The 23,311-nt window shown below is 63.6% G+C and carries 22 protein-coding genes; 9 read left to right on the forward strand and 13 right to left on the reverse strand.

What is annotated here, in order from left to right; all coding sequences use genetic code 11:
* Positions 1 to 64: 64 nt before the first annotated feature.
* The 4 genes from AC56LV_RS23440 to AC56LV_RS23455 form a co-directional block, all read right to left on the reverse strand.
* Complete coding sequence (locus AC56LV_RS23440) at positions 65 to 745, reverse strand: glutathione S-transferase (RefSeq protein WP_499561242.1); 681 nt, start codon at positions 743 to 745, stop codon at positions 65 to 67.
* Between the two features lie 70 nt (positions 746 to 815).
* Positions 816 to 1,076: a DUF6587 family protein gene (locus AC56LV_RS23445; RefSeq protein WP_499561244.1), complete on the reverse strand. Its 261-nt coding sequence runs from the start codon at positions 1,074 to 1,076 to the stop codon at positions 816 to 818.
* A 2-nt stretch (positions 1,077 to 1,078) separates the two neighbouring features.
* Positions 1,079 to 2,959: a ferrous iron transporter B gene (gene feoB, locus AC56LV_RS23450; protein WP_499561246.1), complete on the reverse strand. Its 1,881-nt coding sequence runs from the start codon at positions 2,957 to 2,959 to the stop codon at positions 1,079 to 1,081.
* Positions 2,960 to 2,963: 4 nt separating this feature from the next.
* Positions 2,964 to 3,218 (reverse strand): FeoA family protein, encoded by a 255-nt coding sequence (locus AC56LV_RS23455; RefSeq protein ID WP_482896485.1) that lies wholly within the window; start codon positions 3,216 to 3,218, stop codon positions 2,964 to 2,966.
* Between the two features lie 246 nt (positions 3,219 to 3,464).
* Here AC56LV_RS23455 and AC56LV_RS23460 point away from each other — a divergent pair, with 246 nt between their 5' ends.
* Positions 3,465 to 3,674 (forward strand): (2Fe-2S)-binding protein, encoded by a 210-nt coding sequence (locus AC56LV_RS23460; protein ID WP_183556015.1) that lies wholly within the window; start codon positions 3,465 to 3,467, stop codon positions 3,672 to 3,674.
* A 253-nt stretch (positions 3,675 to 3,927) separates the two neighbouring features.
* Positions 3,928 to 4,398 (forward strand): bacterioferritin, encoded by a 471-nt coding sequence (gene bfr, locus AC56LV_RS23465; RefSeq protein WP_183556014.1) that lies wholly within the window; start codon positions 3,928 to 3,930, stop codon positions 4,396 to 4,398.
* 83 nt (positions 4,399 to 4,481) lie between these two features.
* Here the strand turns inward: bfr and AC56LV_RS23470 are convergent, their stop codons facing one another.
* Positions 4,482 to 5,417 (reverse strand): PfkB family carbohydrate kinase, encoded by a 936-nt coding sequence (locus AC56LV_RS23470; protein WP_499561248.1) that lies wholly within the window; start codon positions 5,415 to 5,417, stop codon positions 4,482 to 4,484.
* On the reverse strand, positions 5,414 to 6,031 hold the full coding sequence (locus AC56LV_RS23475; protein WP_499561250.1) for a glutathione S-transferase N-terminal domain-containing protein: 618 nt from the start codon (positions 6,029 to 6,031) through the stop codon (positions 5,414 to 5,416). Before AC56LV_RS23475 ends, AC56LV_RS23470 begins: the two co-directional genes overlap by 4 nt.
* 157 nt (positions 6,032 to 6,188) lie before the next feature.
* Between AC56LV_RS23475 and purB the strand changes: the two genes are divergently transcribed.
* Positions 6,189 to 7,568 carry an adenylosuccinate lyase gene (purB, locus tag AC56LV_RS23480; protein WP_499503999.1) on the forward strand — a complete coding sequence of 460 codons (1,380 nt, stop codon included), beginning with the start codon at positions 6,189 to 6,191 and terminating at the stop codon, positions 7,566 to 7,568.
* Between the two features lie 72 nt (positions 7,569 to 7,640).
* Here purB and AC56LV_RS23485 read toward each other — a convergent pair whose 3' ends face one another.
* Positions 7,641 to 9,602, reverse strand: a complete 1,962-nt coding sequence (locus AC56LV_RS23485) for a TOL_0244 family TonB-dependent receptor (protein WP_499561251.1) — start codon at positions 9,600 to 9,602, stop codon at positions 7,641 to 7,643.
* A 169-nt stretch (positions 9,603 to 9,771) separates the two neighbouring features.
* On the opposite strand from AC56LV_RS23485, the gene AC56LV_RS23490 reads away from it, so the two are divergent.
* The 3 genes from AC56LV_RS23490 (at position 9,772) to AC56LV_RS23500 (ending at position 11,606) form a co-directional block, all read left to right on the forward strand.
* Positions 9,772 to 10,320, forward strand: coding sequence for a cytochrome b (locus AC56LV_RS23490; RefSeq protein WP_499561253.1), 549 nt, complete (start codon positions 9,772 to 9,774; stop codon positions 10,318 to 10,320).
* Positions 10,317 to 10,889, forward strand: a complete 573-nt coding sequence (locus AC56LV_RS23495) for a YceI family protein (protein ID WP_499561255.1) — start codon at positions 10,317 to 10,319, stop codon at positions 10,887 to 10,889. The genes AC56LV_RS23490 and AC56LV_RS23495 overlap by 4 nt, the downstream gene beginning before the upstream one ends.
* Before the next feature lie 147 nt (positions 10,890 to 11,036).
* Positions 11,037 to 11,606: a YceI family protein gene (locus AC56LV_RS23500; RefSeq protein ID WP_499561257.1), complete on the forward strand. Its 570-nt coding sequence runs from the start codon at positions 11,037 to 11,039 to the stop codon at positions 11,604 to 11,606.
* 102 nt (positions 11,607 to 11,708) lie between these two features.
* Here AC56LV_RS23500 and AC56LV_RS23505 read toward each other — a convergent pair whose 3' ends face one another.
* On the reverse strand, positions 11,709 to 13,031 hold the full coding sequence (locus tag AC56LV_RS23505; RefSeq protein ID WP_499561259.1) for a hypothetical protein: 1,323 nt from the start codon (positions 13,029 to 13,031) through the stop codon (positions 11,709 to 11,711).
* A gap of 281 nt (positions 13,032 to 13,312) precedes the next feature.
* On the opposite strand from AC56LV_RS23505, the gene AC56LV_RS23510 reads away from it, so the two are divergent.
* From AC56LV_RS23510 to AC56LV_RS23520, 3 genes are all read left to right on the forward strand, one after another.
* Positions 13,313 to 13,582: a GlsB/YeaQ/YmgE family stress response membrane protein gene (locus tag AC56LV_RS23510; protein ID WP_123067791.1), complete on the forward strand. Its 270-nt coding sequence runs from the start codon at positions 13,313 to 13,315 to the stop codon at positions 13,580 to 13,582.
* A 70-nt stretch (positions 13,583 to 13,652) separates the two neighbouring features.
* Entirely contained in the window at positions 13,653 to 14,930 is a 1,278-nt protein-coding gene (locus AC56LV_RS23515; protein ID WP_499561261.1) for a phospholipase D-like domain-containing protein, read from the forward strand.
* 163 nt (positions 14,931 to 15,093) lie between these two features.
* Positions 15,094 to 17,253 (forward strand): S46 family peptidase, encoded by a 2,160-nt coding sequence (locus AC56LV_RS23520; protein WP_499561263.1) that lies wholly within the window; start codon positions 15,094 to 15,096, stop codon positions 17,251 to 17,253.
* Positions 17,254 to 17,652: 399 nt separating this feature from the next.
* Here the strand turns inward: AC56LV_RS23520 and AC56LV_RS23525 are convergent, their stop codons facing one another.
* From AC56LV_RS23525 to AC56LV_RS23545, 5 genes are all read right to left on the reverse strand, one after another.
* Entirely contained in the window at positions 17,653 to 18,303 is a 651-nt protein-coding gene (locus AC56LV_RS23525; protein ID WP_499561265.1) for a CatA-like O-acetyltransferase, read from the reverse strand.
* 17 nt (positions 18,304 to 18,320) lie between these two features.
* Entirely contained in the window at positions 18,321 to 19,805 is a 1,485-nt protein-coding gene (locus tag AC56LV_RS23530) for an APC family permease (RefSeq protein WP_499561267.1), read from the reverse strand.
* Positions 19,806 to 19,945: 140 nt separating this feature from the next.
* A complete protein-coding gene (locus AC56LV_RS23535) occupies positions 19,946 to 20,809 on the reverse strand; it encodes a head GIN domain-containing protein (protein ID WP_499561269.1) in 864 nt (287 codons plus the stop codon).
* Between the two features lie 125 nt (positions 20,810 to 20,934).
* A complete protein-coding gene (locus AC56LV_RS23540; protein ID WP_499561271.1) occupies positions 20,935 to 22,047 on the reverse strand; it encodes an NADH:flavin oxidoreductase/NADH oxidase in 1,113 nt (370 codons plus the stop codon).
* Positions 22,048 to 22,308: 261 nt separating this feature from the next.
* Positions 22,309 to 23,310, reverse strand: a complete 1,002-nt coding sequence (locus AC56LV_RS23545; RefSeq protein WP_499561273.1) for a succinylglutamate desuccinylase — start codon at positions 23,308 to 23,310, stop codon at positions 22,309 to 22,311.
* Position 23,311: the final 1 nt, after the last annotated feature.

Raw genomic sequence — 23,311 nt, forward strand, 5'->3', positions numbered from 1 at the left:
AGGCGCCCATCATAAACCGGTTGCACGGTCGCGGGAAGATGCGCGACCGTGGTGCGAACTGGCCTTACTTCGCGTACGCGTATTCGCCACCGCGCTCGAGCGCGCGGCGATACGCCGGCCGCGCATGGATGCGGGCCAGGAAATCGGTCAGGTTCGGGTATTTGGCGTCGAGCCCGCCGCGCGAGGCGGCTGCTTCCAGCGGGAAGCTCAGCTGGATGTCGGCAGCGCTGAACTCTTCACCGGCAAACCACGGGTGCTTGCCCAGTTCGGCTTCAAGGTAACCCAGCTGCAGCGCGATCTGCGGCAGCACGAAGGTGCCCTTCACCTTCTGCGCGATGCCGCGCGCGATCGGCTTGGCAAAAAACGGCATCGGCGTGCTTTCGATCTTGTCGAACACGAGCTTGAGCAGCAGCGGCGACATCATCGAGCCTTCGGCAAAGTGCAAAAAGTGCGTGTAGCGCAGGCGCGCCGGCGTGCGGGCGGCGGGCACCAGGCGCGGGGCATCCGTATCGGAGGCGCGCGCCGTGAGGTACTCGACGATGGCGCCCGATTCGGCCACCACGAGATCGCCATCGGTGATCACGGGCGACTTGCCCAGCGGGTGCACGGCCTTCAGTTCGGGCGGGGCCAGCATCGTCTTGGGATCGCGCTCGTAACGCTTGATCTCGTACTCGAGTCCGAGTTCTTCGAGCAGCCAGAGGATGCGCTGCGAGCGCGAATTGTTCAGGTGGTGGACGACGATCATGGCGTGGACAGGAAAGTGGAGATGGCGGCCAGCTTAGCACCGTTGGCCACGCACCTGCAGCCCGCTAGCGCTAGCGCTGGTGCAGCTTGATGACGCGGTGCTTGCCTGCGCCCTGCGGCGCCGGCGCCGCGGCTTTCGGGGCGCAGCTGCCGCAGCTGCCGCCACCGCAGGCGCCGCCGCTGCTGGTATCCAGCCAGCGCGCCAGCGCCGACTGGCGCCCGCCCCTTGTCAGCATCAGCACCGCGCGCGCGCGCAGCGGGGCCGGCAGGTACTTCGCGCCCAGGTACAGCGCGGCGATGGCAACGATGACGATGACGGTCAGTTCTTGCATGGTTAGGCTCCGGTGAAGGCCAGCGTGACGCGGTAGACGATGAACGCCGCCACGTAGGCCAGCGCGAACATGTAGCCGGCCATGATCCAGGCATATTTGCGGCTGCCCGTTTCACGCGCCACGGTGGCCAGCGTTGGCAGGCAGTGTGGCGCATAGACATACCAGGCCAGCAGCGACAGGCCGGTGGCCAGCGACCACGATTGCGCGATCAGCGGCGCCAGCGTGTTGCCGACTTCATCGCCGCCCGACAGCGCGTACACGGTGCCCAGCGCGCCGACGGCCACTTCGCGCGCGGCCATGCCCGGCACCAGCGCGATAGCGATCTGCCAGTTAAAGCCGATCGGGGCCAGCACGACTTCGAGTGCGCGGCCGATCATGCCTGCCACGCTGTAGTAGATCGGCGGATTGGTCGCGCCTTCCGGTGCGCCCGGGAAGCTGGAGAACAGCCAGAGCAGGATCATCATGGCCAGGATCAGCGTACCGACGCGCATCAGGAAGATCTTGGCGCGTTCGAGCAGGCCCGAGGCCAGGCCGCGCGGATGCGGCCAGTGGTAGGCCGGCAGTTCGAGCATCAGCGCGTGCTGCTTGTAGCCGTTGCGGCGCTTCATGAACCAGGCCACCGCCATTGCCGACAGGATGCCGGCCAGGTACAGCACGAACAGCACGATGCCCTGCAGGTTCATGAAGCCGCCCACGACGCGGTCGGGAATGAACGCGGCGATCAGGAGCGCATACACCGGCAGGCGCGCCGAACAGGTCATCAATGGCGCGATCATGATCGTCACCAGGCGGTCGCGCGGATTCTGGATCGTGCGCGCGGCCATCACGCCCGGAATGGCGCAGGCAAACGACGACAGCAGCGGCAGGAACGAGCGGCCCGACAGGCCCACACTGCCCATGATGCGGTCGAGCAGGAACGCCGCGCGCGGCAGGTAGCCGACGTCCTCTAACAGCAGGATGAAGAAGAACAGGATCAGAATCTGCGGCAGGAACACGAGCACGCTGCCCACGCCGGCGATGATGCCGTCGACGATGAGACTGTGCAGCATGCCCTCGCCGATCCACGAGCCGACCATCTCGCCAAAGGCGCCCATGCCCGCCTCGATCAGTTCGATCGGTGCATCGCCCCAGCTGAACACGGCCTGGAAAATCACGAACATCAACAGCGCCAGAATGATCGGACCGGCGACCGGGTGCAGCACGACGCCGTCGATCTTTTCGCTCAGGTTGCCGGTGTCCTTGGCCGACGAGACGGCAGCAGCCAGGATGCGGCGCACTTCGCGCTGGGTGTCTTCGACCGACACTTCGTCGATCGCCGACAGCGGCTTGGGCGTCACCGGCACGCCGAACGGCATCGCGTCGAGCTGGGCCAGCAAGGCTTTTTCGCCGCCGGACTGGATCGCGACGGTCTCGACGACCGGCATGCCCAGCTCTTGCGACAGCTTGGCGGTGTCGATCTCGATGCCGCGCTTTTTGGCCACGTCGACCATGTTCAGCGCCAGCACCATCGGCAGGCCGAGACGGCGCAGCTCGAGCACCAGGCGCAGGTTCAGGCGCAGGTTGGTGGCGTTGACGACGCACAGGATGGCGTCGGGCGGGACTTCACCGGCGCGCAGGCCCGCGACCACGTCGCGCGTGATGCCTTCGTCGGGCGTCTGCGCATTCAGGCTGTAGGCGCCCGGCAGGTCGAGCACGCGAAACGCGCGTCCGGCGGGCGACGTGAAGCTGCCCTCCTTGCGTTCGATCGTGACGCCGGCATAGTTGGCGACCTTCTGGCGCGCGCCGGTCAGGCGGTTGAAGAGTGCGGTCTTGCCGCAGTTGGGATTGCCCAGCAGTGCGACCAGTGGCGTGCGTGACGCGACTTGCGATTCCATGACACCCATGCGACTAGTCCGCCTTGATCGAGACGAGGGCGGCTTCGAAGCGGCGCAGCGCAAAGGTGGATTCGCCGACCTTGACGGCCAGCGGACCGCCCAGCACGCGCTTGAGCACGCGAATGCGTTCGCCCGGCACGAAGCCCAGCTCCATCAGGCGGCGCTGGACGTCGATGCCGCCCTCTTGCGCACCGCGCGCAAGATGGACGACGGTGGCGCTCTGGCCCGTCTTGAGCGAGTCGAGGGTTGGCAATGCGGCGTGGGTCATGGCGGCTTCCGAAAAATTGTTGCGCGTATGAGACAGCGACTGGAACGATCCCGGTATCATAAACCTAAATAGGAATTATTTCTATTTGCAGCTTGTCATCGCTCCCCGGTCAAGTCCAAAAAATACGTCTGTACCGAAAATTTCGCTTGCGTTCACGGTCGAGTTTACAGAAAATAGCAACGCAAATGAGAATGATTCGCATTTTATAGACTAAAACGCAATGGTTGTTTCAAAAGGGTTGCTCCAATGATCGTCTGTGTCTGCAATAACATCTCCGACCGTGAAATCCGCCAGGCCGCTGAACTGGGCATCTCGTCGATCGCCGAGCTGCGCAAGGAACTGGGCGTGGGCACCATGTGCGGCACCTGCGTCAGCTATGCACGCGAAGTGCTGCACGAGCACATCGACAGCAAGACCACCGTCACTGAAGTGCGCCGCCTGCCGCAGGCTGCCTGAGCCTTCTCTGATTTCCCGGTAGCACGAGCCTCGCAATCTGTGCGGGGCTTTTTTTCGTCCGTTGTAACCGCGTAACCCGGTAGTGAGAACCGTTCGCACAGTGAACTGAGAACGGTTGCTATTACGCCCAAAAATGGCACATTTCGCGTTATTTAATGCGCTTTTTTACCCATTTTCGCGCAATTTCTAGCGTTTTAATGGCTCTCTGTTTGCTATCATGGAGGTCATTCAACACATTACCGAGGGCACCCCCATGAAAGGCGATCCAAACGTCATCCGTCTGCTGAACGCACAGCTGACCAACGAGCTGACCGCGATCAACCAGTACTTCCTGCACGCGCGCATGTATCGCCACTGGGGCCTGGACAAGCTGGCGAAGAAGGAATACGACGAATCGATCGGCGAGATGAAGCACGCCGACAAGCTGATCGAACGCATCCTGATGCTCGACGCGCTGCCAAACCTGCAGGCGCTGCACAAGCTCATGATTGGCGAGTCGACGCAGGAAACGCTCGAATGCGACCTGAAACTCGAACGTGCCGCGCACGTGACGGTCAAGGAAGGCATCGGCGCCTGCGAAGCGGCAGCCGATTACGTGTCGCGCGACCTGCTGTTGATGATTCTTGAAGACACCGAAGAGCACATTGAGTGGTTGGAGACGCAGCTGGACCTGATCGTCAAGATCGGTATCCAGAACTACCTGCAGACCCAGATCGGCGAGTAATCAGATAATAAGCCGCCAGCCGGATTCCCGCCCGGGAGTCCGGCTGGTGGCTGGCCGCCGCTGGCCGCTGCTGCCGCTGACCATCAGCGCCAGCGCGTCATCCACTTGTCGTAAAACCCCATATCCCTTGGCACCGCACCCGGTATCGCACAGATCGCACCGGCGAATTCGTTCGCGCGCGCGAGCGTGACGTCCAGCGGCCAGCCGCGTGCCGTACCAAGCAGGAAAATGGCCGAAAAGGCGTCGCCCGCCCCCACCGTATCGATGACGAACGGCGGCGCCGGCGTCTCGTGGTTCTTGAGCGCGCTGCCATCGCTGCCGAAGTACACCGAGCCGCGGTGGCCCAGCGTCACGATCAGCGCGTCGAGCGCAAACATCTTCAGCAAGGCCTGGCATGACGCGCGCACTTCGTCGGCCGACAACGCCGGGGCGTCGGGTTTGATCTGGCAGTACCAGCCGAACAGCGCCTGCAATTCTTCTTCATTGACCTTGACGATGTTGGCCGCGTCCAGCGAGCGGGCCACGCCGCGTTCGTCGTACTGGCCGTCGCGCAGGTTCAGGTCGAGAAAGCGTGGCGCGCTGCTTGCAGCCAGCACCGCCGTCAGGGCGGCGCGCGACTGCACGTTGCGCTGGGCCAGCATGCCGAAATAGACCATGGCCGGCTGCACGCCCGCGAGCGCAGCGCCGGCCGTGGCGGCGTCGATGAAGTCGTAGGCCTGGTGCGGCAGGATCGTGAAGCGGTGGCCGCGCAGGCCGCGCTCGACCAGCACGCGGCCGGTCTCTTCGATCGGATCGACCTGCAGCCCGGCGTCGCTCATGGCGAAGCGCTCGAATTCCGCGCGCACCAGCTGGCCGCTGCGGTCGTCGCCGATGCGCGTGATCGCCAGGCACGGCGCCATGAAAGCAGACAGGTGGCGCGCCACATTGAACGGCGCACCGCCGACGATCTGCTCGTTGTTGAAGTCGTCGACGAGCGCTTCGCCGAAGATGACTGTCGTGGACAGGTTGTTGTCCATCATGCGGCGACGACAGGCACGGTGTCCTTGAACGACTGGCGCTCGGACAATTTATCAAACAGGCGCGCCAGGTTCGGGTAGTCGCCGCGCCAGTCGATCTCGGGAAAGCGGAACGCGAGCCAGCCCAGCGCGCAGCCCACGGCGACGTCGGCCAGCGTGTACTGGTTGCTGCGGCAGAAGGCGCCCTCGCCCAGGCGCTCGGACATCACGCGCAGGCCGGTATTCACCTTGCCCATCTGGCGGGCGATCCACTCGGGACTTTGCTGCGCTTCTGGCCGCAGCGTTTTTTCAAGGCGCACCAGCACGGCCGCATCGAGCACGCCATCGGCCAGCGCTTCCCAGACCTTGACCTCGGCCCGTTCGCGCCCGTTTGGCGGCAGCAGCTTGCACACCGGGGTGAGCGTGTCGAGGTATTCGGCGATCACGCGCGAGTCGTACAGCGCGCTGCCGTCATCCATCAGCAGGCATGGCACCTTGCCCAGCGGGTTGGTCTTCGCGATCGTCGTGTCGGCCGACCAGACGTCTTCGAGGATGAAGGCGCAGTCGAGCTTTTTCTCGGCCAGCACGACACGCACCTTGCGCACGTATGGGCTGGCAATGGAACCGATGAGTTTCATGGATGTACGCAAGTGGAAATTGGCCTTCAGTATAGCATCGGGCCCAGCCGCAAAACCTGCAGCGCCACGGCTGCGGTGCGCTGCAACATCGCAGCATTGGCAAGAGGTGGACGGCCGGCCAGTGGTAAAATCCGCGTTTTTGACCGACACGCCCGCCATGACCTCTACTGCTCTGTCGCCGACCCTGTCGGCCCTGTCCCCGCTCGATGGCCGTTACGCCACCAAAACCGACAAGCTGCGTCCCATCCTGTCGGAAACGGGTTTCATGCACCACCGCGTGAAGGTGGAAATCGCGTGGCTGCAGGCGCTGTCGCAGGCCGGCTTCGCCGAGATCAAGCCATTCTCGAGCGAAGCGATCGCCCACCTCGACGGCATGGCGGCCAACTTCGGCGAGAAAGATGCAGCCCGCATCAAGGAAATCGAAGCGGTCACCAACCATGACGTCAAGGCGGTCGAGTACTGGCTCAAGGAGCAGGTCAAGGACGTGCCGGAACTGGTCGCGGCCAGTGAATTCATCCACTTCGCCTGCACCTCGGAAGACATCAACAACACGTCGCACGGCATGATGCTCAAAGCGGCGCGCGATGGCGTGATGCTGCCGGCGCTGCAGGCGATCATCGCCAAACTGACCGAGATCGCGCACACCAATGCGGCGCTGCCGATGCTGTCGCGCACCCACGGCCAGACGGCCAGCCCGACCACGCTGGGCAAGGAGATGGCCAACGTCGTCGCCCGCCTGCAGCGCGCCATGAAGCGCATCGCTGACGTCGAGATCCTGGGCAAGATGAATGGCGCGGTCGGCAATTACAACGCGCACCTGTCGGCCTATCCGGGCTTCGACTGGCCGGCGTTCTCGAAGGACGTCATCGAGACGCGCCTGGGCTTGACCTTCAACCCGTACACGATCCAGATCGAACCGCACGACTACATGGCCGAGATGTTCGACGCGTTCGCGCGCGCCAACACGATCCTGCTCGACCTGAACCGGGACATCTGGACCTACGTCTCGCTGGGCTACTTCAAGCAGAAGCTGAAAGCCGGCGAAATCGGTTCGTCGACCATGCCGCACAAGGTCAACCCGATCGACTTCGAAAACTCGGAAGGCAACCTGGGCCTGGCCAACGCGCTGCTGCGCCACATGGCCGACAAGCTGCCGGTCTCGCGCATGCAGCGCGACCTGACCGACTCGACGGTGCTGCGCAATATCGGCGTGGGCTTCGGCTACACGCTGCTGGCCTACGACAGCTGCCTGCGCGGCCTGAACAAGCTGGAAGTGAACGCGGCGCGCCTCGAGCAGGACCTGGACGCGAACTGGGAAGTGCTGGCCGAGCCGGTGCAGACCGTGATGCGCCGCTACGGCATCGAGAACCCGTACGAGCAGCTCAAGGAACTCACGCGCGGCAAGGGCATCACCCGCGACGCGCTGCGTGAATTCATCGGGACGCTGGCCGTGCCGCAGGAAGCGAAAGACCTGATGCTGGCGATGACGCCGGCAAACTACATCGGACTTGCCGCCAAGCTGGCGGCAGAAATCTGATGTTGTGCGCGATGCCGCCACACGGCGGCATCGCGCATGCATCTGCATCCATGATGCGCCGGCCCCGGCGCGTCAGTAATCCCACCTGATTCTCACCCCCACACGCCGCTCGAACTCTGCCCAATACGTGGTCGAGCCGAATTCGGCGTGCCCACCATTCAGGTTCTCGCCGTACACCGACAAGGCCACGCCCGGCCGCAAGCGCCAGCCGAAGCGTGCATCGAGCGCCGTTGACGACGCAATGAGCGACGCCGGCATCTCGCCGGTGCGGCGCAGTGTGACGTTGATCTCGCGCGCATCGTCGATGTTGTAGTGCGACCGCAGTTGCAGCGTGTGGGACGGGTCGCGCCGCGCCGCAGCCACGCCCATCACGTCGTTGCCGCCCGGTTTGAGGGCCAGGCGCTGGTGCAGCGCCGTCCAGCCGGCCGACAGGCGCCAGCGCGGCAGTGCCTGCCAACTGCCCCACGTTTCGATGCCGCTGGCGCTGCCTTCCAGCAGACTGGCAAATTCGACGTAACTGAAGGTGGGGTCGATCTGCTGCCCCCGCAGGTGGTCGTAATCGTGGTGGTACAGCACGACCGTGTACGACAGGCCCGCCGCCGGCTGGCCACGGTAGCCCAGTTCGAGCACGCGCGCCACTTCGCTGCGCACCTGCGGCCCGCCGCGCAGGATGAACGGGGGCTGGCCGGGCACCCAGGCATCGACGTCCAGCCGCGCGGGTGAGCGCACCGTGCGCGCGGCCGATGCCCACAGCGCGTGCTGGGGCGAGAGGCGCCACGACAGGCGCGCGCTCGGCAGCCATTCAATGCCGGTGTAATGGTTGTACTCGACGCGGCTGCCCAGCGTCAGGCGCCAGTCGTCGTTCAGCAGGATGTCGTCCTGCACGAACACGCTGCCCCAGCGCAGCAGTTTGCGCGCCGGCAGGAACGCGACCCAGGGGCTGTTGGTGACGCGGTCACGCGTGCTGCGATAGTTGGCGCCCCACATCAGGTCATGGCGGCCTTTGGTGGCCAGCGTGTGCTGGAACTGCACGTCTGCGGTCGTGAGGCGCTCGGCAAACAGCGGCGGCGATTCGCGCACCGTATGGTCGAGATAGGCTTGCAGCGACACGCTGGCGCCCGCGTCGAGCGTGCGCTGCCAGCGCGCCAGCAGGTTGGCGCCGTCCGATCGCACACGGCCAAATGTGGCCGGGCCGAACGGCGTGGCCAGTTCACCGGGTGCCGGCTGATCGAGGCGCCCGCGGTTGACATTGCCGATGACCGAGAAGGCATCGGCGCCCTGGTCCCAGTCGGCGCGCACGCCCACCAGCGCGCGCCGGTGACCGTCGTCGATGCGCCCGCCACCAATGCCCTCGCTGTCGCTGCGCCGGGTGACCTTGCCATACGCGCGCCAGGCCACGCCGCCATCGCTCGTGCCGCCCTGGCGAAACGCCGCGCTGGCCACGCCGTCGCTGGCGCCGTGCAGCGCCACCATACCGCCCTGCGTATCGTGGGCCGAGCGCGTGCTGATGTTGATGACGCCACTGACGGCGTTCAGGCCCCACATCACGCCACCCGGCCCGCTGACCACCTCGATGCGCGCAATGTCTTCGAGCAGCACGTCCTGCGCGTCCCAGAACACGCCCGAAAACAGCGGCGTATACACCGAGCGGCCATCGATCAGCACCAGGATCTTGTTGGACAGGACGCTCGGCCCGCTGTTCATGCCGCGCGCGCTGATCGAATAGGCATAACCATTGATGCGCGCCACATGCAGGTTGGGCGCGAGGCGCAATGCCTCGGGCAGCGAATCGGCGCCGGAGCTGCGGATGTCGTCGGCAGTGATCACGAAAACCGCCGCCGATGCATCCTGCAGGCGCTCGGGCCGCTTCGAGACCGACGTCACCTGGATATTGGCCAGTTCCTCGATTGACAGGTCGGCCAGATCGGCCAGGTCGACAGGATTGGCCTGGCCATGCGCGAGCGCCAGGACAGGCGCGGCGCAAACAAGAGCAACCCAGACAGCAGCAACACGAAGGCTGGCAGCAAACGGCATGCAGGGTATGAATGCGCTCATAACCAGATATTACATTCGGCAGAACGTGGTGGTGTATCTTTTGCAATCCGGTGTGGCTTGTTGGACGTGAAAAAGCGCGTCAACACCACGACGGCCTTTTTTGCTATAGTGAGTTAGTTCTAGCCCGTACTAATTACTTATAAGAAAAATGCGCCGCTATTCGATTCCAGCGATCTTGCTGCACTGGCTGATGGCCTTGGCGATCATCGGCACCTTCACCCTTGGCCTCGTGATGACCGACATCCAGGGCATCAGCATGGCCAAGCTGCGCTATACGAGCTGGCACAAATGGGCCGGTGTGACGATCCTGGCGCTGGCCGCGCTGCGCCTGTTATGGCGCCTGTTCAACAAGCCGCCCGCGTACCCTGCCGGGCTGCCGCGCTGGCAGCATGGCGCCGCCCATGGCCTGCATCTGGCGCTGTATGTGCTGATGTTCGCGGTGCCGCTGTCCGGCTATTTCTTCAGCCTGGCGGCCGGTTACCCGGTTGTTTATTTCAGCAAGTTTCCGCTGCCGGTGCTGATCGGCCCCGACCCGGTGCTGCGCGACATCCTGCGCGGCCTGCACTACTGGCTCAATATGCTGCTGGCCGGCCTGGTCGCATTGCACGTGCTCGCCGCGCTCAAGCACCTGCTCATTGACCGCGACGGCATCATGCAGCGCATGCTCCCCATCCCTACCCCGAAGGAAAAACCATGAATTCCATCAAGGCCCTGCTGCTGGCGAGCCTGGTTGCTGGCAGTGTCGCTGCCGTGCAGGCCGCGCCACTCAAGACCGACCTGGCAGCCAGCGGCGTCTCGGCTGTCTTCAGGCAGATGAACGTGCCGGTGGAAGCACCGTTTCGCACGTTCGCGGCGCAGATCGATTACGACGCCGCCAAGCCGGCGGCGGCCAGCGCCAGCGTCGAGATCACGACGGCCAGCTTCGATATCGGCGACGCCATGTACAACAAGGAAGTGGCCAAGAAAGAATGGTTCAATTCGGCGCAGTTTCCGAAGGCCACTTTTGTCTCCACCAGCATCGCACCGGCTGGCGCCGGCAAGCTGACGGTGTCGGGCAAGCTGACCCTGAAAGGCAAGAGCGCCAATGTCACGTTCCCGCTGACGGTCAAGGCTGCCGGTGCGAAAACCGTGTTCGAAGGCCAGTTGCCAATCAAGCGTCTGGCGTTCAATATCGGCGAAGGCGAGTGGAAAGACACGAGCATGGTCGCCGATGAAGTTGTCATCAAGTTTCGCGTTACCGCAGCACCAGCTGTCGCAGCAAAATAAACTGTTTCACCACCACGTAGGGTGGACGGGTTCCCCGTCCACGCGTTCAACGAAGCTTGCTCAGTTTGAACGCGTGGGCGGCATAGCCGCCCACCCTACGGCTGCACGACAAATCTCTCTATCAACTTTTTTACAGGAATCGCACCCATGAACATCAAGCACCTGATCGCAGCCGCCGCCGCCTTTGCCGCCACCTCGGCCTTCGCCGCGCCAGTCACGTACGACATCGAGCCAAACCACACCTACCCGAGCTTCGAAGCCGACCACATGGGCCTGTCGGTATGGCGCGGCAAGTTCAACAAGTCGAGCGGCACCGTCACCATCGACCGCGAAGCCAAGACCGGCTCGCTGGACATCACCGTCGACATCAACAGCATCGATTTCGGCCACGAAAAGATGAACGAGCACGCGAAAAAGCCTGACATCTTCGACGCTGCCAAGTACCCGACCGCGACCTTCAAGTCGAAGGCGATCAAGTTCACGGGCGACGTGCCGACCTCGGTCGACGGCGAACTGACCCTGCACGGCGTGACCAAGCCACTGACCCTGCAGATCAACAAGTTCAAGTGCATCATGCACCCGATGCTCAAGAAAGAAGCATGCGGCGCGGACGTGACCGGCACCTTCAAGCGCGATGATTTCGGCATCAGCTTCGGCCTGCCGAACTTCTCGCCGGAAGTGAAACTGGCAATCCAGGTCGAAGCAGTCAAAAAGTAATCTGGTTCGACCATGAAAAATCCCCGCCGGTTCGCACCGGCGGGGATTTTTTTTGATCAGCGCTCTGACGAATCAGTGCAGCTCAGCGCCGCTCAGTGCTGATTAACGGCCATCACGGTCGAAGTCGCCCGGGATCGCGCGCTCGACACGGTGCCAGCCGGCGCGGGTGGCCGACTTGGCCTGGTCCCAGCTCAGGCGCGAATTGCCTTTCGAGCGGTCCCACTCGGTCGACAGACGACCTTCGTTGGCATCGTAGCCGCCGTCGTACTTGTCGTAGTTGTTGTAGCCCAGTGCGTAGGCTGGCTCGTAGTCGTCATAGGTGTAGCCTGGCGTGTAGTAAGGCTGGGTCTGGTACTCGTTGCGCCAGTAGTCATTCTCGGCCTTCGGATTGACCACATGGCCCACTCCCTTGCCTGCTGCGCCGCCGACCATGCCGCCGATTGCTGCGCCTGCCGCCACGCCCAGTGGGCCGGCTGCTGCACCGATCACCGCGCCAACCGTCGCGCCGCCGCCAGCACCGACGCCTTGCGCCAGGTTATGGTCGCTCAGTTCGTCGGTGGCTTTTGGATTGACCACTTCGCCCGCGCCACGGCCGGCTGCGCCGCCTGCCAGGCCGCCGACGACAGCGCCTGCTGCCATGCCGATCGGACCGCCGACTGCACCGACCAGTGCGCCTGCTGCTGCGCCCGAACCTGCGCCCACGCCCTTGGCCAGATGGTGCTCGGACAGGTCGTCATTGGCTTTTGGATTGACCACTTCAGCTGCGCCCTGGCCGGCGATGCCGCCAGCGATGCCGCCGACAACCGCGCCTGCCGCCATGCCGATCGGACCAGCAACGGTGCCGACGGTGGCGCCCAGCGCCGCGCCGCCTGCCACGCCCAGGCCAGCGCCCAGCACGTGCGAACCACCCTGTTCGGTCCACGATTTGTGGATGTGCGCTGCATCTTCATCCGAACGTGCATTCACGCCCAGCAGGATGCCGCCGCCCTTGATGCCTTCTTCGTAGTGCTGTGCGCGCTCTTCCGGGATGCCGGCGCCGATCAGCGCGCCGATCAGGCCACCGGTGATACCGCCCGCACCGGCGCCGGCCAGCGCCGCTGCCAGAGGACCGGCCACGACCAGGCCCAGGCCTGGCAGCACCAGCGTGGTGCCCACTGCTGCGATACCGGCCAGCACGGCGCCGATGGTGCCGCCGATACCGGCGCCAATGCCCGCGCCTTCAGCGGCCTTGGTACCCAGTTCGGTGTCCGTGTCGGCGAAGTGGGTTTGACGGGTGGAATCGGACATCATCAGGTTGACGTCGTCGCGGCTGTAGCCGCGTTCGGACACAGTGCCATACGCGCGTTCGGCGCTGGCACGGTCAGGGAACAGGCCGGTGACCATACGCTGGTTATCCGTGGTGCGGGTGGTATCAAAGCTGCTCATGATGAATCCTTTGCTGGTTGGTTTCGGCAGCCTGCTACGGATGAGCTGTTGCTGCCAAGGACCTTCACCATAGGCCCCGTTGTCGTGCGGCTCTGTTCGATGACGCACGCTCGGATGACTGACGGCATCTTGCCGCAAAGAATTTTCATGACGATGCAAAATCGTCATCGAAGGTACGCTGCCGCACCGACCCGGGGGTGCGGCGTCTCTAGACTTTTTCACATGGTCTCGGCATTCGTTGGGCCTGGGGATAATGTCTTTTCACTTGAGGAGGAAGCACCATGTTATTTATTATCTGGATCGTCGTTGGCGGTATTCTGGGTTGGCTGGCCAGCATGGTCATGAAAACGGACGCCGAGCAAGGCATCATCCTGAACGTTGTGGTCGGTATCATCGGCGCCTTCCTGGGCGGCTGGTTGCTCTCGCCACTGTTCGGTACCGGCACCATCAATTCCGACGACTTCAGTGTTGCTTCGCTCCTGGTTTCGTTCCTGGGTGCAGTCATCCTGCTGGCCATCGTGAATCTGCTGCGTCGCGGTCGCGTTCGCTAATATGGTGGTTCGCCACCCATAAAAAACCAACGCCCTGTGCGTTGGTTTTTTTTCCTCTGCGATTTTACTGATGAGCTCAAAAAAGTTCTGGACACTGTTGCTGACAGTGGCCGCCACCCTCGTCCTGGGGGTGCTCGCATTGAATTTCATGCCGGGCGAAAAACAGATCGAACGCCAGCTGGCACGGCAATACGATACGGCCGATCCGCAGTTCCGCCGCTCGCTCGGCGTGTTGCTGGGCCCACCAATCATCGAAGGCAACCAGGTCGAGGCGCTGCTCAATGGCGACCAGATCTTCCCGGCGATGCTCGAGGCCATTCGCGGGGCAAAAAAAACGATCACGCTGGAAACCTATATCTACTGGTCGGAATCGATCGGCACCGAGTTTTCCGAGGCCTTGGCCGAGCGCGCGCGCGCCGGCGTCAAGGTGCACGTGATGCTCGACTTCATGGGCAGCATGAAGATGGACACCGCCCAGGTCGACAAAATGAAAGCGGCCGGCGTGCAGGTGCAGCGCTATCACAAGCCGGTCTGGTGGAAGCTGGCGCGCATGAACAACCGCACCCACCGCAAGCTGCTGATCGTGGACGGGACGGTCGGCTTTACGGGCGGCGTGGGCATCGCCGACCAATGGCGCGGCAACGCACAGGACGAAGACCACTGGCGCGACAGCCACTTCCGCGTCGAAGGCCCGGTCGTCGGGCAGATGCAGGCCGTGTTCAACGATAACTGGACCAAGGCCACGGGCGTGGTGCTCGATGGCCCGGCGTACTTCCCGCCGCTCCAGCCGAAGGGCACGATGCCGGCGCAGATGTTCTCCAGCTCGCCCACCGGCGGCAGCGAGAGCATGCACCTGATGTACCTGATGGCGATCACGTCGGCGCGCGAGACGATCGATCTGTCGGCCTCGTATTTCGTACCGGATGAGCTGACGGTGCGCACCCTGATCGCCGCCGCCAAACGCGGCGTGAAAGTACGCCTGATCACGCCGGGCGAGATCATCGATTCGGATCTGGTGCGGGCCGCTTCGCGCGACCGCTGGCCCGAGCTGCTGGCAGCCGGCGTGCAGATCTCGGAATACCAGCCGACGATGTACCACGTCAAAACGCTGATCGTCGACAAGCTGCTCGTATCGGTGGGGTCGACCAACTTCGACAACCGCTCGTTCAGTATCAATGACGAGGCGAATCTGAACGTGCTCGATCCCGGGTTTGCGGTGCAGATGACGGACGTCTTTGACGCGGACTGGGCACTGGCCAAGCCGGTGACGGCGCAGGCCCTCGCCAAGCGGCCCTGGTGGGAACACGCTGCGACGTGGTTCGTGTCGTTGTTCGAGGCGCAGTTGTAGGCGCAATTGCGCGCACCGTTGCAAGCAGGCCCGCGCCCATACTGGCGCGGGCTTTTTCATTGGTGTTGCTGAAATACAGGTTGACGATCCGATAGCGGATTAACCATACTCATGAACACTCTCCGGAGTCCATGAATATCCCTTCCCAACCAGACCAAAGCGCATGAAAAAGACCCTTCTCTCGCTCGCCATCCTGACCAGCTTCGCCGCCCAAGCGGACGAAGGCATGTGGATGCCGCAACAGCTACCACAAGTAGCCAAGCAACTGAAAGCCGCCGGCCTCAAGCTGGATCCGGCAAATCTGACCAAGCTGACTGAATTCCCGATGGGCGCGATCGTGAGCCTGGGCGGCTGCTCGGCATCGTTCGTCTCGCCGCAAGGTCTGGTCGTGACCAACCACCACTGCGTCTACAACAGCATCGCCGTCAACTCGACGCCCGAGCGCGACCTGCTGGCCAACGGCTTCCTGGCCAAGACCATGGCCGACGAACTGCCGGCCTCGCCTGGCAGCCGCGTCTACGTCACCGACGAAGTGGCCAATGTCAGCGCCCAGGTCATCACCCCTGAAGTCGCCAAGCTGACCGGCAAGGCCCGCATCGACGCCATCGAAAAGAACCAGAAAACCCTGGTGGCAGCCTGCGAAAAAGATGCCGGCTACCGCTGCACCGTGGCCAGCTTCTACGGCGGTCTGGAATTCTATCGCCTGAAACAGCTCGAGATCCGCGACGTGCGTCTGGTGCATGCGCCGGCGTCGGGCGTCGGCAAATTCGGCGGCGATACCGACAACTGGATGTGGCCACGCCACACGGGCGACTACGGTTTCTACCGCGCGTATGTCAGCAAGGATGGCAAGTCGGCCGAGTTCTCGAAGGACAACGTGCCGTACCAGCCAAAGCACATCATCAAGATTGCCAAGGACAACCCGAAAGAAGGCGACTTCGTGATGGTGCTGGGCTACCCTGGCCGCACCAACCGTCACCGCCTGCCGTCCGAAGTGGCATTCACGTTCGACTGGAACTACCCGGCCTTCATCCAGGCCTCGAGCGAGACGCTGGCCATCATCGACCGCGAAACCAAGGCCGATCCGGCTGCCCGGCTGAAATACGCGGGCCAGATCGCGGGTGTGAACAACTACTACAAGAATCGCAAGGGCATGCTGGTCTCGTACCAGGGCAGCGACTTCCTGCAGCGTAAAACGGCCGAGCACAACGCGCTCAAGGCCTGGGTCAATGGCGACGCCGCGCGCAAGGCGCAGTACGCAGCCGACATCGAGATGGCCGAAAAGCTGATTGCCGAACGCGATGCAGGCACCAGGAAGAGCTTCTTCCAGACCTACGCGCAGCCGAAGTTCCTGTCGTCGGCACGCACGCTGTACCGCCTGGCCAACGAGCGCACCAAGCCGGACGCCGAGCGCAAGACCGGCTACCAGGAACGCGACCTGCCACGCCTGACGTCCGTCGTCGAAGGCCAGGACCGCACCTACGACGAAAAAGTCGACAAGGCGCTGGTGCTGAACTTCCTGACCAAGTACAACGCGCAACCTGCCGCTGAGCACGACGCCGCGTTCGACGCCGCACTGGGCATCCGCGCCGGCATGAGTGAAGCCGAACTGAAAGCCGCGCTGGACCGCATCTATGCAGGCTCGAAACTGGCCGACAAGGCAGCGCGCACCGCGTGGCTGAAAAAGACGCCAGCCGAGTTCAAGGCATCGAACGACAGCTTCATCAAGGCAGCGGTCGCGATGTACGACGCCGACATGAAGGATGAAGAAAAGCAGGAAGAATCGGCCGGCAAAATCCAGCAAGCCTACGGCAACTACATGAAGGCCAAGATCGCCTACATGAACAGCCGCGGCCAGGCCGTCTACCCGGACGCCAACAGCACGCTGCGCGTCACCTTCGGCAAGATCGCCGGCCGCCCGCAAGGCGCCGACGGCACCACCGGCTGGACTGCCTTCACCACCGTGGCCGGCGTCACCGCCAAGCACACGGGCGAAGGCGAGTTCGACGCGCCGGACAACCAGCTTGCTGCCATCCAGGCAAAGAACTTCGGCAAGTACGTCGACCCGAAACTGAAAACGCTGCCAGTGAACTTCCTGGCAACGCTGGACATCACGGGCGGCAACTCGGGTTCGGCCGCACTGAACGCCAAGGGCGAGCTGATCGGCCTGGCATTCGACGGCACGCTCGACTCGATTATTTCGGACTGGGACTTCAATAAAGCCATGACCCGTTCGATCCAGGTCGATACCCGCTACATGCTGTGGAATATGCAGTACGTCGACAAGGCCGATAACCTGCTGAAAGAAATGAACGCGCTGTAAATCTCGCGTCGTTAATCTTGCCAAAGGCCGCGCTACCGCAAGGAGCGCGGCCTTTTTAATACCCCAAAAAAATTCCCAACAATTAGGGTCAGAGTCGAATTGTTTGACAACTTTTGCGGATGAGCCGTTCATGCGACTCCGACCCTAGTTATCTCTAGGGCAATTGGCCAATAATTCGACTCTGACCCTAATTAATTTTTATTCAAATTTGGCGGGTTTGGATAGCTGCAGGAAATTAATGCCGAGAGTATTTGAATGTGCCGTAACTTCTACCAAACTCAAGCAGAAAAACACCTCAAAAACAATTAGGGTCAGAGTCGAATTGTTTGACAACTTTTGCGGATGAGCCGTTAATGCGACTCTGACCCTAGTTATCTCGCGGGCAATTGGCCAATAATTCTACTCTGACCCTAATTGGATGATGGTGGTGAGTTCGGTGTTGATTTGGGTGGCGAGGCGGTGGATGTGGAGGCCGTCGACGAAGCCGTGGTGGGCCTGGACCGAGAATGGCAGCGTCAATTTTCCGTCGGCGGCATCGCGGAAGCGCCCCCAGGCCAGCGAGGGGATGTCGGGCTGTGCCAGCACCGCGGTCGGGTGCTGGATTGATGTGAAGTCGAGCCAGGGGATGCAGGTGACGAAGACTTGCTCTTTTGCTGCGCGCGGTGACAGGCCTGCGTACTGCGTGTTCAACGCGGTCATGCCAGCGGCTTCGGCGCCGGCGGCGCGGCTGCGGGCGACGAACGTGCGCAGGTCATCGGACCACGCGAACATCGCGAAATTCAAATCGTCATTGGCATTTGTGACCGTGAACGACGGGGTCAAGCGCTCGATGCGGATGACCTCGCCATCCAGGATGCGGTAGCAGAAGTTCTCGATCTTCAGCACCGCGCGCAGCGTGGCGCACAGCAGCACGTGGAATGGCGCCAGGCCCTGCGCGCGGCACCAGGGACGAAAGTCTGGCAGCGTCAGCGTGAAGCACAGGTTCAGCGCCGGGCTGTCCATGCTGTCGAACAGCGCGAAGCGGTCGCGCCGTCGTTCAAACTTGTCCATCGTGATTCGCCAGCCGCTTACGCCTGCTGTTTGTTCAGGCGGCTGTTGCGCATGCTGTAGACGAAGTAGGTCACGACCGCTACGCCCATCCAGATGAAGAACACGCGGAACGTCGTGCTCGACAAATCCTTCATGATGTACAGACATGCCAGTACCGACAGCCCTGGCACCACATACGGACCGAACGGCACGCGGAAGCCCGGTGGCGCGTCCGGGCCCTGCTTGTGACGGATCACCGGCACCGCGATCGACACCACCATGAACGCCGTCAGCGTGCCCATGCTGACCATGTCCCACAAGAAGGTCGAGTCAACCGTGCCAGCCACCAGACCCACGACGGTGCACACGATGATCGTATTGGCCACCGGCGCCTGCGTGCGCGGGCTGACTTTCTGGAACACCTTCGGGATCAGGCCATCGCGGCTGATCGCGTACAGGATGCGGGTCTGGCCGTAGATCGTCACCAGCGTCACCGAGAACACCGACACCACGGCGCCGGCCGACAGGATCAGCGCTGGCCAGGCCTGGCCCGTCACGTTCTGCAGGATCACCGACAGGCCGGCTTCCTGGCCTTCGAACAGGTGCGCCGGCTGCGCGCCCATCGCGGCAATCGCCACCAGCATGTAGAACACGGTGACGATGACCAGCGCCGACAGGATCCCGATCGGCACATTGCGGCGCGGATCCTTGACCTCTTCGCCGGCGGTGGCGATGGTGTCCAGGCCAATGAACGAGAAGAACACGGTGCCGGCAGCGGCGGTCACGCCGGCCATGCCCGCATAACCCTTGCTCTCGTCCATATTGAAGAATGGCTGGAAGTTGTTGGCGTCAAAGCCGGTGAACGCGATCGCGGCAAAGAACACCAGGATCGCCAGCTTGATCATCACCATGATGGCGTTGGTCGTGGCCGATTCCTTGGTCCCGCGCACCAGCATGATGCCGCACATGATCACGAGCAGGATCGGCGGCAGGTTGATGTGGCCCGGATAAAACGAGACGTTATGGTGGTCCGACACGAACATCGGCGAGCGCAACTCGATCGGTATCTGCCAGTGGAACGCGTTGAGCAGGAAGTTGTTCAGGTAATCGGACCAGCCAATTGACGTCGCACTGGCCGCCAGCCCGTATTCGAGCAGCAGGCAGCCGGCGACGATGAACGCCGCGAATTCGCCCAGCGTCGCATAAGCGAACGAGTACGACGAGCCCGATGCAGGCACGCGTCCGGCCAGTTCGGCGTAGCACAGCGCGGTCAGGCCGGCGGTGATTGCCGCGAGCAGAAACGAGAGAACGACGGCAGGACCGGCTTTCGGCACCGCTTCGACCATCGTGAAAAAGATGCCGGTACCGATCGTGGCGCCCACGCCGATCATCGTCAGCGGGAACAGCCCGAGCGAGCGATGCAGGCCGGGCAAGGCGCCGGCAACGCCAACGGATGTGCCCTCGTCGTGATGGCGTCCCGCCGGTTTGGTACGTAGCAGCTTTTGGCCCAGGGTCTGATTCACGGCGAGTCCTTCAGTACGCGGTTGCAATCGCGTTCGATGCCGCCGGTAAGCAGTCCCCAAACGCAGTCTCAAAACGAAGCTGCGATTATAGGGGACTCTGCTGTCGCTGAAGACATTTTGTTTGCACGCGCGACAAGACCTCAATCGAGCAGGTGGATGCGCTCGCCCGTCATGCTGCGCTGGGCCGGCTGGCCATACACGCGGATGCCGCCCGAGCCCGAGGTACGGGCAAACAGCGACTGCCTGACCGTGGCCCGGATACTGCCGGCGCCGCTCGCGCCCAGGTCGGCGTCCTGCGTCGTCAGGCCCGCCAGATCGGCGCTGGCCGAGCCGCTCACGCGGGCGTTGAGCGAGCGCACCGCACCGCTGGCCTCGAGCGAACTCGATCCACTCAGCTCCATGCGCGCGACCTCGCCGTTCACGGGCCCGACGCGCATCCGGCTCGACCCGGACAGCGTGACATCGATGCTATTGCTGGTGAGCCGGGCCGCATCCAGCAGACCGGAGCCGCTCGCGCGCACATGCAGGTTGCCGGCGGTGCCGGCCAGGGTCACGCTGGCCGAACCGCTCTTGCGCACGTCAAGCGGTGCGCCATTCAGGCCGCCCACGTCGACGCGGGTCGCGCCCGACGCGCGCACCTCGGTCAGGCGTGGCGTTGTGTAGATGATGCGTAGCGGCGTCTTGCTGCGCAGGTTCTGCTCGGACCAGATGCGTAGCGTGTCGCCCTGCGTCTCGGTGCGAATCAGCGGCAGCAGGTTGCTGTCGGCTTCCACCACCAGCGACGCCACCGGACCCACGCGCACATCGACCGGCAGCGCGCCGCTCACGTCCAGCGCCGGCAACGCCGTGATGGCGCGGGCATCGCGCGCCGCGACACCGTTCCCTTCCGTCGTCCCGCTGCTCCACGACGTATGAAAGCGCATGTCGCTGCCATCCTGCGGCGCGACGATGATGGCGCAGCCGGCAAGGGCAGCAAGAGCGGCAAGGGCGATGAGGGTACGCATGGCAGTCCTGACAGGTTGTTGTTCGGGTGATGGCACTCTACCAACCGCCCTGCCCCCCCAACGTGCTGCATGCGACGAACTGCAAAAACGGCGCCGTGGACTGCATGCCCCGGGCGCGAACCGTGTCAGCCCTTGCCAAGCCGCGTGGTGTCGAACAGCGTCTTGAATTCGTGCGGCTGCGAGCGCCAGTACTGCGGCGGCGCGCTCACCTGCGCCCCCAGTTCGGCCGCCGCGTGCCATGGCCAGCGCGGGTCGTACAGCATCGCGCGCGCCAGGGCGATGACGTCCGCCTGGCCCGCCTGCAGAATCGCTTCGGCATGGCGCGCCTCGGTGATCAGGCCCACGCCGATCGTCGGCAGGCCCGTGTCACGCTTGATCCGTTCGGCGAAGCCGATCTGGTAGCCCGGCTCCACCGGGATCTTCTGGGCGGTCGACACGCCACCGCTCGAGACGTGGATGAAGTCGCAGCCGATGCGCTCGAGTTCACGCGCAAAGCGCACGCTTTGTTCGAGGTCCCATCCGCCATCGACCCAGTCGGTGGCCGAGATCCGCATCCCGAGCGTCATCGACGGTACGGCGGCGCGCACGGCGGCGAAGACTTCCAGCGGATAGCGCATGCGGTTCTCGAGCGAGCCGCCGTATGCGTCGGTGCGGTGATTGGCCAGCGGCGAGAGGAACTGGTGCAGCAGGTAGCCGTGGGCGCCATGCAGCTCGATCGCGTCAAAACCCAGCGCGTGTGCGCGGCGTGCAGCGGCAACGAAACTGTCACGCACCCGCGCCAGGCCGGCGGCATCGAGCGCCAGCGGCGCGGCGTCGCCCTCGGTATGCGGGATGGCGGACGGGCCTTCGGTCTGCCAGCCGTTGGCGGCGTCGGGTGCGATCTGCGCTCCACCCTCCCACGGCACGTTCGTCGACGCCTTGCGGCCCGCATGGCTCAGCTGGATGCCGATCTTGATCGGTGAATGACGACGCATCGCTGCCAGAACCGGCGCCAGCGCGTCGGCATGGGCATCGGACCACAGGCCCAGGTCATTTGGCGAGATGCGGCCTTCCAGCACCACGGCGGTGGCTTCAAGGGTAATGAGCGAGGCGCCGGACAGCGCCAGGCTGCCCAGATGGATCATGTGCCAGTCGGTGGCCAGGCCATCGACAGCGGAATACTGGCACATCGGGGCGATGGTGATACGGTTGGACAGCTCGAGGGGGCCGAGCGAGTACGGTGAAAACAGCATGGTCATGGTGGCTCCTGCATATCAAGAGCACCAGTCTAGCCCGACATGAAAATTCGTGTCGTCGACCAAAAAAAGCGGGGGTCAGGTCTGACATTCGGACACGACCTCGACAATCAGGTAGTGGAAATCAGCTGGCACCGGGCCATGCCAATACCGGGCAACACGCCATTGGAAGTGGCTAAGGCTGAGGTCGTGTCCGAATGTCAGACCTGACCCCGGCTGTGTTAACTGAACGGGAATGCCATTCGGGCCGTAGCCCGAGTGGTCTTAACCGATCCGCACCACCATGATCCCGGCGCGCAGTCCCACCCGGACATCCGGGTTCGGGAACACGACAAGTTCTTCGTCGTGCTGCACCGTGTAGGTCGTTGCACCATCCTGCGCGATGACGTCGCCCTTGTGCATCGGCGTGAAGTTCCAGGTCTCGCGCCCCACGCGCATGCTGAACGCGTCGGACAGCTTGATGATCGACTGCGCCGTTGCGAACACGCGCGGCGCAGTCGTCGCTGGCTGCGCCGGCTGCCCGCGCAGCAGACGATCCAGCGCGCTCGATGCGGCGGCAAACTGCGACAGGTCATTCTGCCCCAGCGTGCCAACACGACCCAGTTCGACCGTGCTGCTGGCCGCGCCGAGATGCTCGGCCGTGAAGTAACTGTAGGTGCCGGCCGATTCAGGATTCATGATGATCGCTTCGATCCCCGCCTCGCCCAGCCACCCCATCAAGCCTTCGCGCGCCGCATCCGCAATCAGTTCCGGCACGATCGCGAACATCGGATAGTGCGACGGCCTGATTGCCGTGTGCAGGTCGAGGTGCCAGCGCGCCGGGCCGCTGCCCTCGAAAAACGCGCGGGTCGCCTCGATCAGTACATCGGCGCGCCCTGCCTCGAACGTCCCGGCGAGCGAGCCGCGTTCGGCGCGGAACATCCGGTTCAGGTCCGCGTCGATGAAACGCTTGCCGGCGCGGATGGCGTCGATATGCCCGACACACAGCATCAGGTCCACCGCCAGCGCACTGGCGGAACGCGACAGCGCGTCGACCAGATACGCCACCATCTCGATCGGCCCCGTCTCGTCGCCATGCACGCCGACCGACACCAGCACGCTGGGGCGATCGGCGTCCGGCCTTGCGGCGCGCACCGTCAGGATGCCCGACGCCGGCAACCCGACGACAAAGCCGGCATCGCGAAAGCGCTGCGCGACCGCGCCGAAGTCGGCTTCGGCCAGTGCGCGCACCGCTTCCGGCAACCCTGCTACGGATGCAGCACTCATC

The sequence above is a fragment of the Telluria sp. RB2R28 genome (genome assembly GCF_059685835.1).

What these genes read in the sequence shown, in the direction of transcription:
- AC56LV_RS23440 (WP_499561242.1), bottom strand. Translation starts at nt 745, where the DNA reads ATGATCGTCGTCCACCACCTGAACAATTCGCGCTCGCAGCGCATCCTC.
- AC56LV_RS23545 (WP_499561273.1), bottom strand. Translation starts at nt 23,310, where the DNA reads ATGAGTGCTGCATCCGTAGCAGGGTTGCCGGAAGCGGTGCGCGCACTG.
- AC56LV_RS23460 (WP_183556015.1), top strand. Translation starts at nt 3,465, where the DNA reads ATGATCGTCTGTGTCTGCAATAACATCTCCGACCGTGAAATCCGCCAG.
- AC56LV_RS23470 (WP_499561248.1), bottom strand. Translation starts at nt 5,417, where the DNA reads ATGATGGACAACAACCTGTCCACGACAGTCATCTTCGGCGAAGCGCTC.
- AC56LV_RS23510 (WP_123067791.1), top strand. Translation starts at nt 13,313, where the DNA reads ATGTTATTTATTATCTGGATCGTCGTTGGCGGTATTCTGGGTTGGCTG.
- AC56LV_RS23505 (WP_499561259.1), bottom strand. Translation starts at nt 13,031, where the DNA reads ATGAGCAGCTTTGATACCACCCGCACCACGGATAACCAGCGTATGGTC.
- AC56LV_RS23495 (WP_499561255.1), top strand. Translation starts at nt 10,317, where the DNA reads ATGAATTCCATCAAGGCCCTGCTGCTGGCGAGCCTGGTTGCTGGCAGT.
- purB (WP_499503999.1), top strand. Translation starts at nt 6,189, where the DNA reads ATGACCTCTACTGCTCTGTCGCCGACCCTGTCGGCCCTGTCCCCGCTC.
- AC56LV_RS23535 (WP_499561269.1), bottom strand. Translation starts at nt 20,809, where the DNA reads ATGCGTACCCTCATCGCCCTTGCCGCTCTTGCTGCCCTTGCCGGCTGC.
- feoB (WP_499561246.1), bottom strand. Translation starts at nt 2,959, where the DNA reads ATGGGTGTCATGGAATCGCAAGTCGCGTCACGCACGCCACTGGTCGCA.
- bfr (WP_183556014.1), top strand. Translation starts at nt 3,928, where the DNA reads ATGAAAGGCGATCCAAACGTCATCCGTCTGCTGAACGCACAGCTGACC.
- AC56LV_RS23540 (WP_499561271.1), bottom strand. Translation starts at nt 22,047, where the DNA reads ATGACCATGCTGTTTTCACCGTACTCGCTCGGCCCCCTCGAGCTGTCC.
- AC56LV_RS23445 (WP_499561244.1), bottom strand. Translation starts at nt 1,076, where the DNA reads ATGCAAGAACTGACCGTCATCGTCATCGTTGCCATCGCCGCGCTGTAC.
- AC56LV_RS23520 (WP_499561263.1), top strand. Translation starts at nt 15,094, where the DNA reads ATGAAAAAGACCCTTCTCTCGCTCGCCATCCTGACCAGCTTCGCCGCC.
- AC56LV_RS23475 (WP_499561250.1), bottom strand. Translation starts at nt 6,031, where the DNA reads ATGAAACTCATCGGTTCCATTGCCAGCCCATACGTGCGCAAGGTGCGT.
- AC56LV_RS23525 (WP_499561265.1), bottom strand. Translation starts at nt 18,303, where the DNA reads ATGGACAAGTTTGAACGACGGCGCGACCGCTTCGCGCTGTTCGACAGC.
- AC56LV_RS23455 (WP_482896485.1), bottom strand. Translation starts at nt 3,218, where the DNA reads ATGACCCACGCCGCATTGCCAACCCTCGACTCGCTCAAGACGGGCCAG.
- AC56LV_RS23485 (WP_499561251.1), bottom strand. Translation starts at nt 9,602, where the DNA reads ATGCCGTTTGCTGCCAGCCTTCGTGTTGCTGCTGTCTGGGTTGCTCTT.
- AC56LV_RS23490 (WP_499561253.1), top strand. Translation starts at nt 9,772, where the DNA reads ATGCGCCGCTATTCGATTCCAGCGATCTTGCTGCACTGGCTGATGGCC.
- AC56LV_RS23500 (WP_499561257.1), top strand. Translation starts at nt 11,037, where the DNA reads ATGAACATCAAGCACCTGATCGCAGCCGCCGCCGCCTTTGCCGCCACC.
- AC56LV_RS23515 (WP_499561261.1), top strand. Translation starts at nt 13,653, where the DNA reads ATGAGCTCAAAAAAGTTCTGGACACTGTTGCTGACAGTGGCCGCCACC.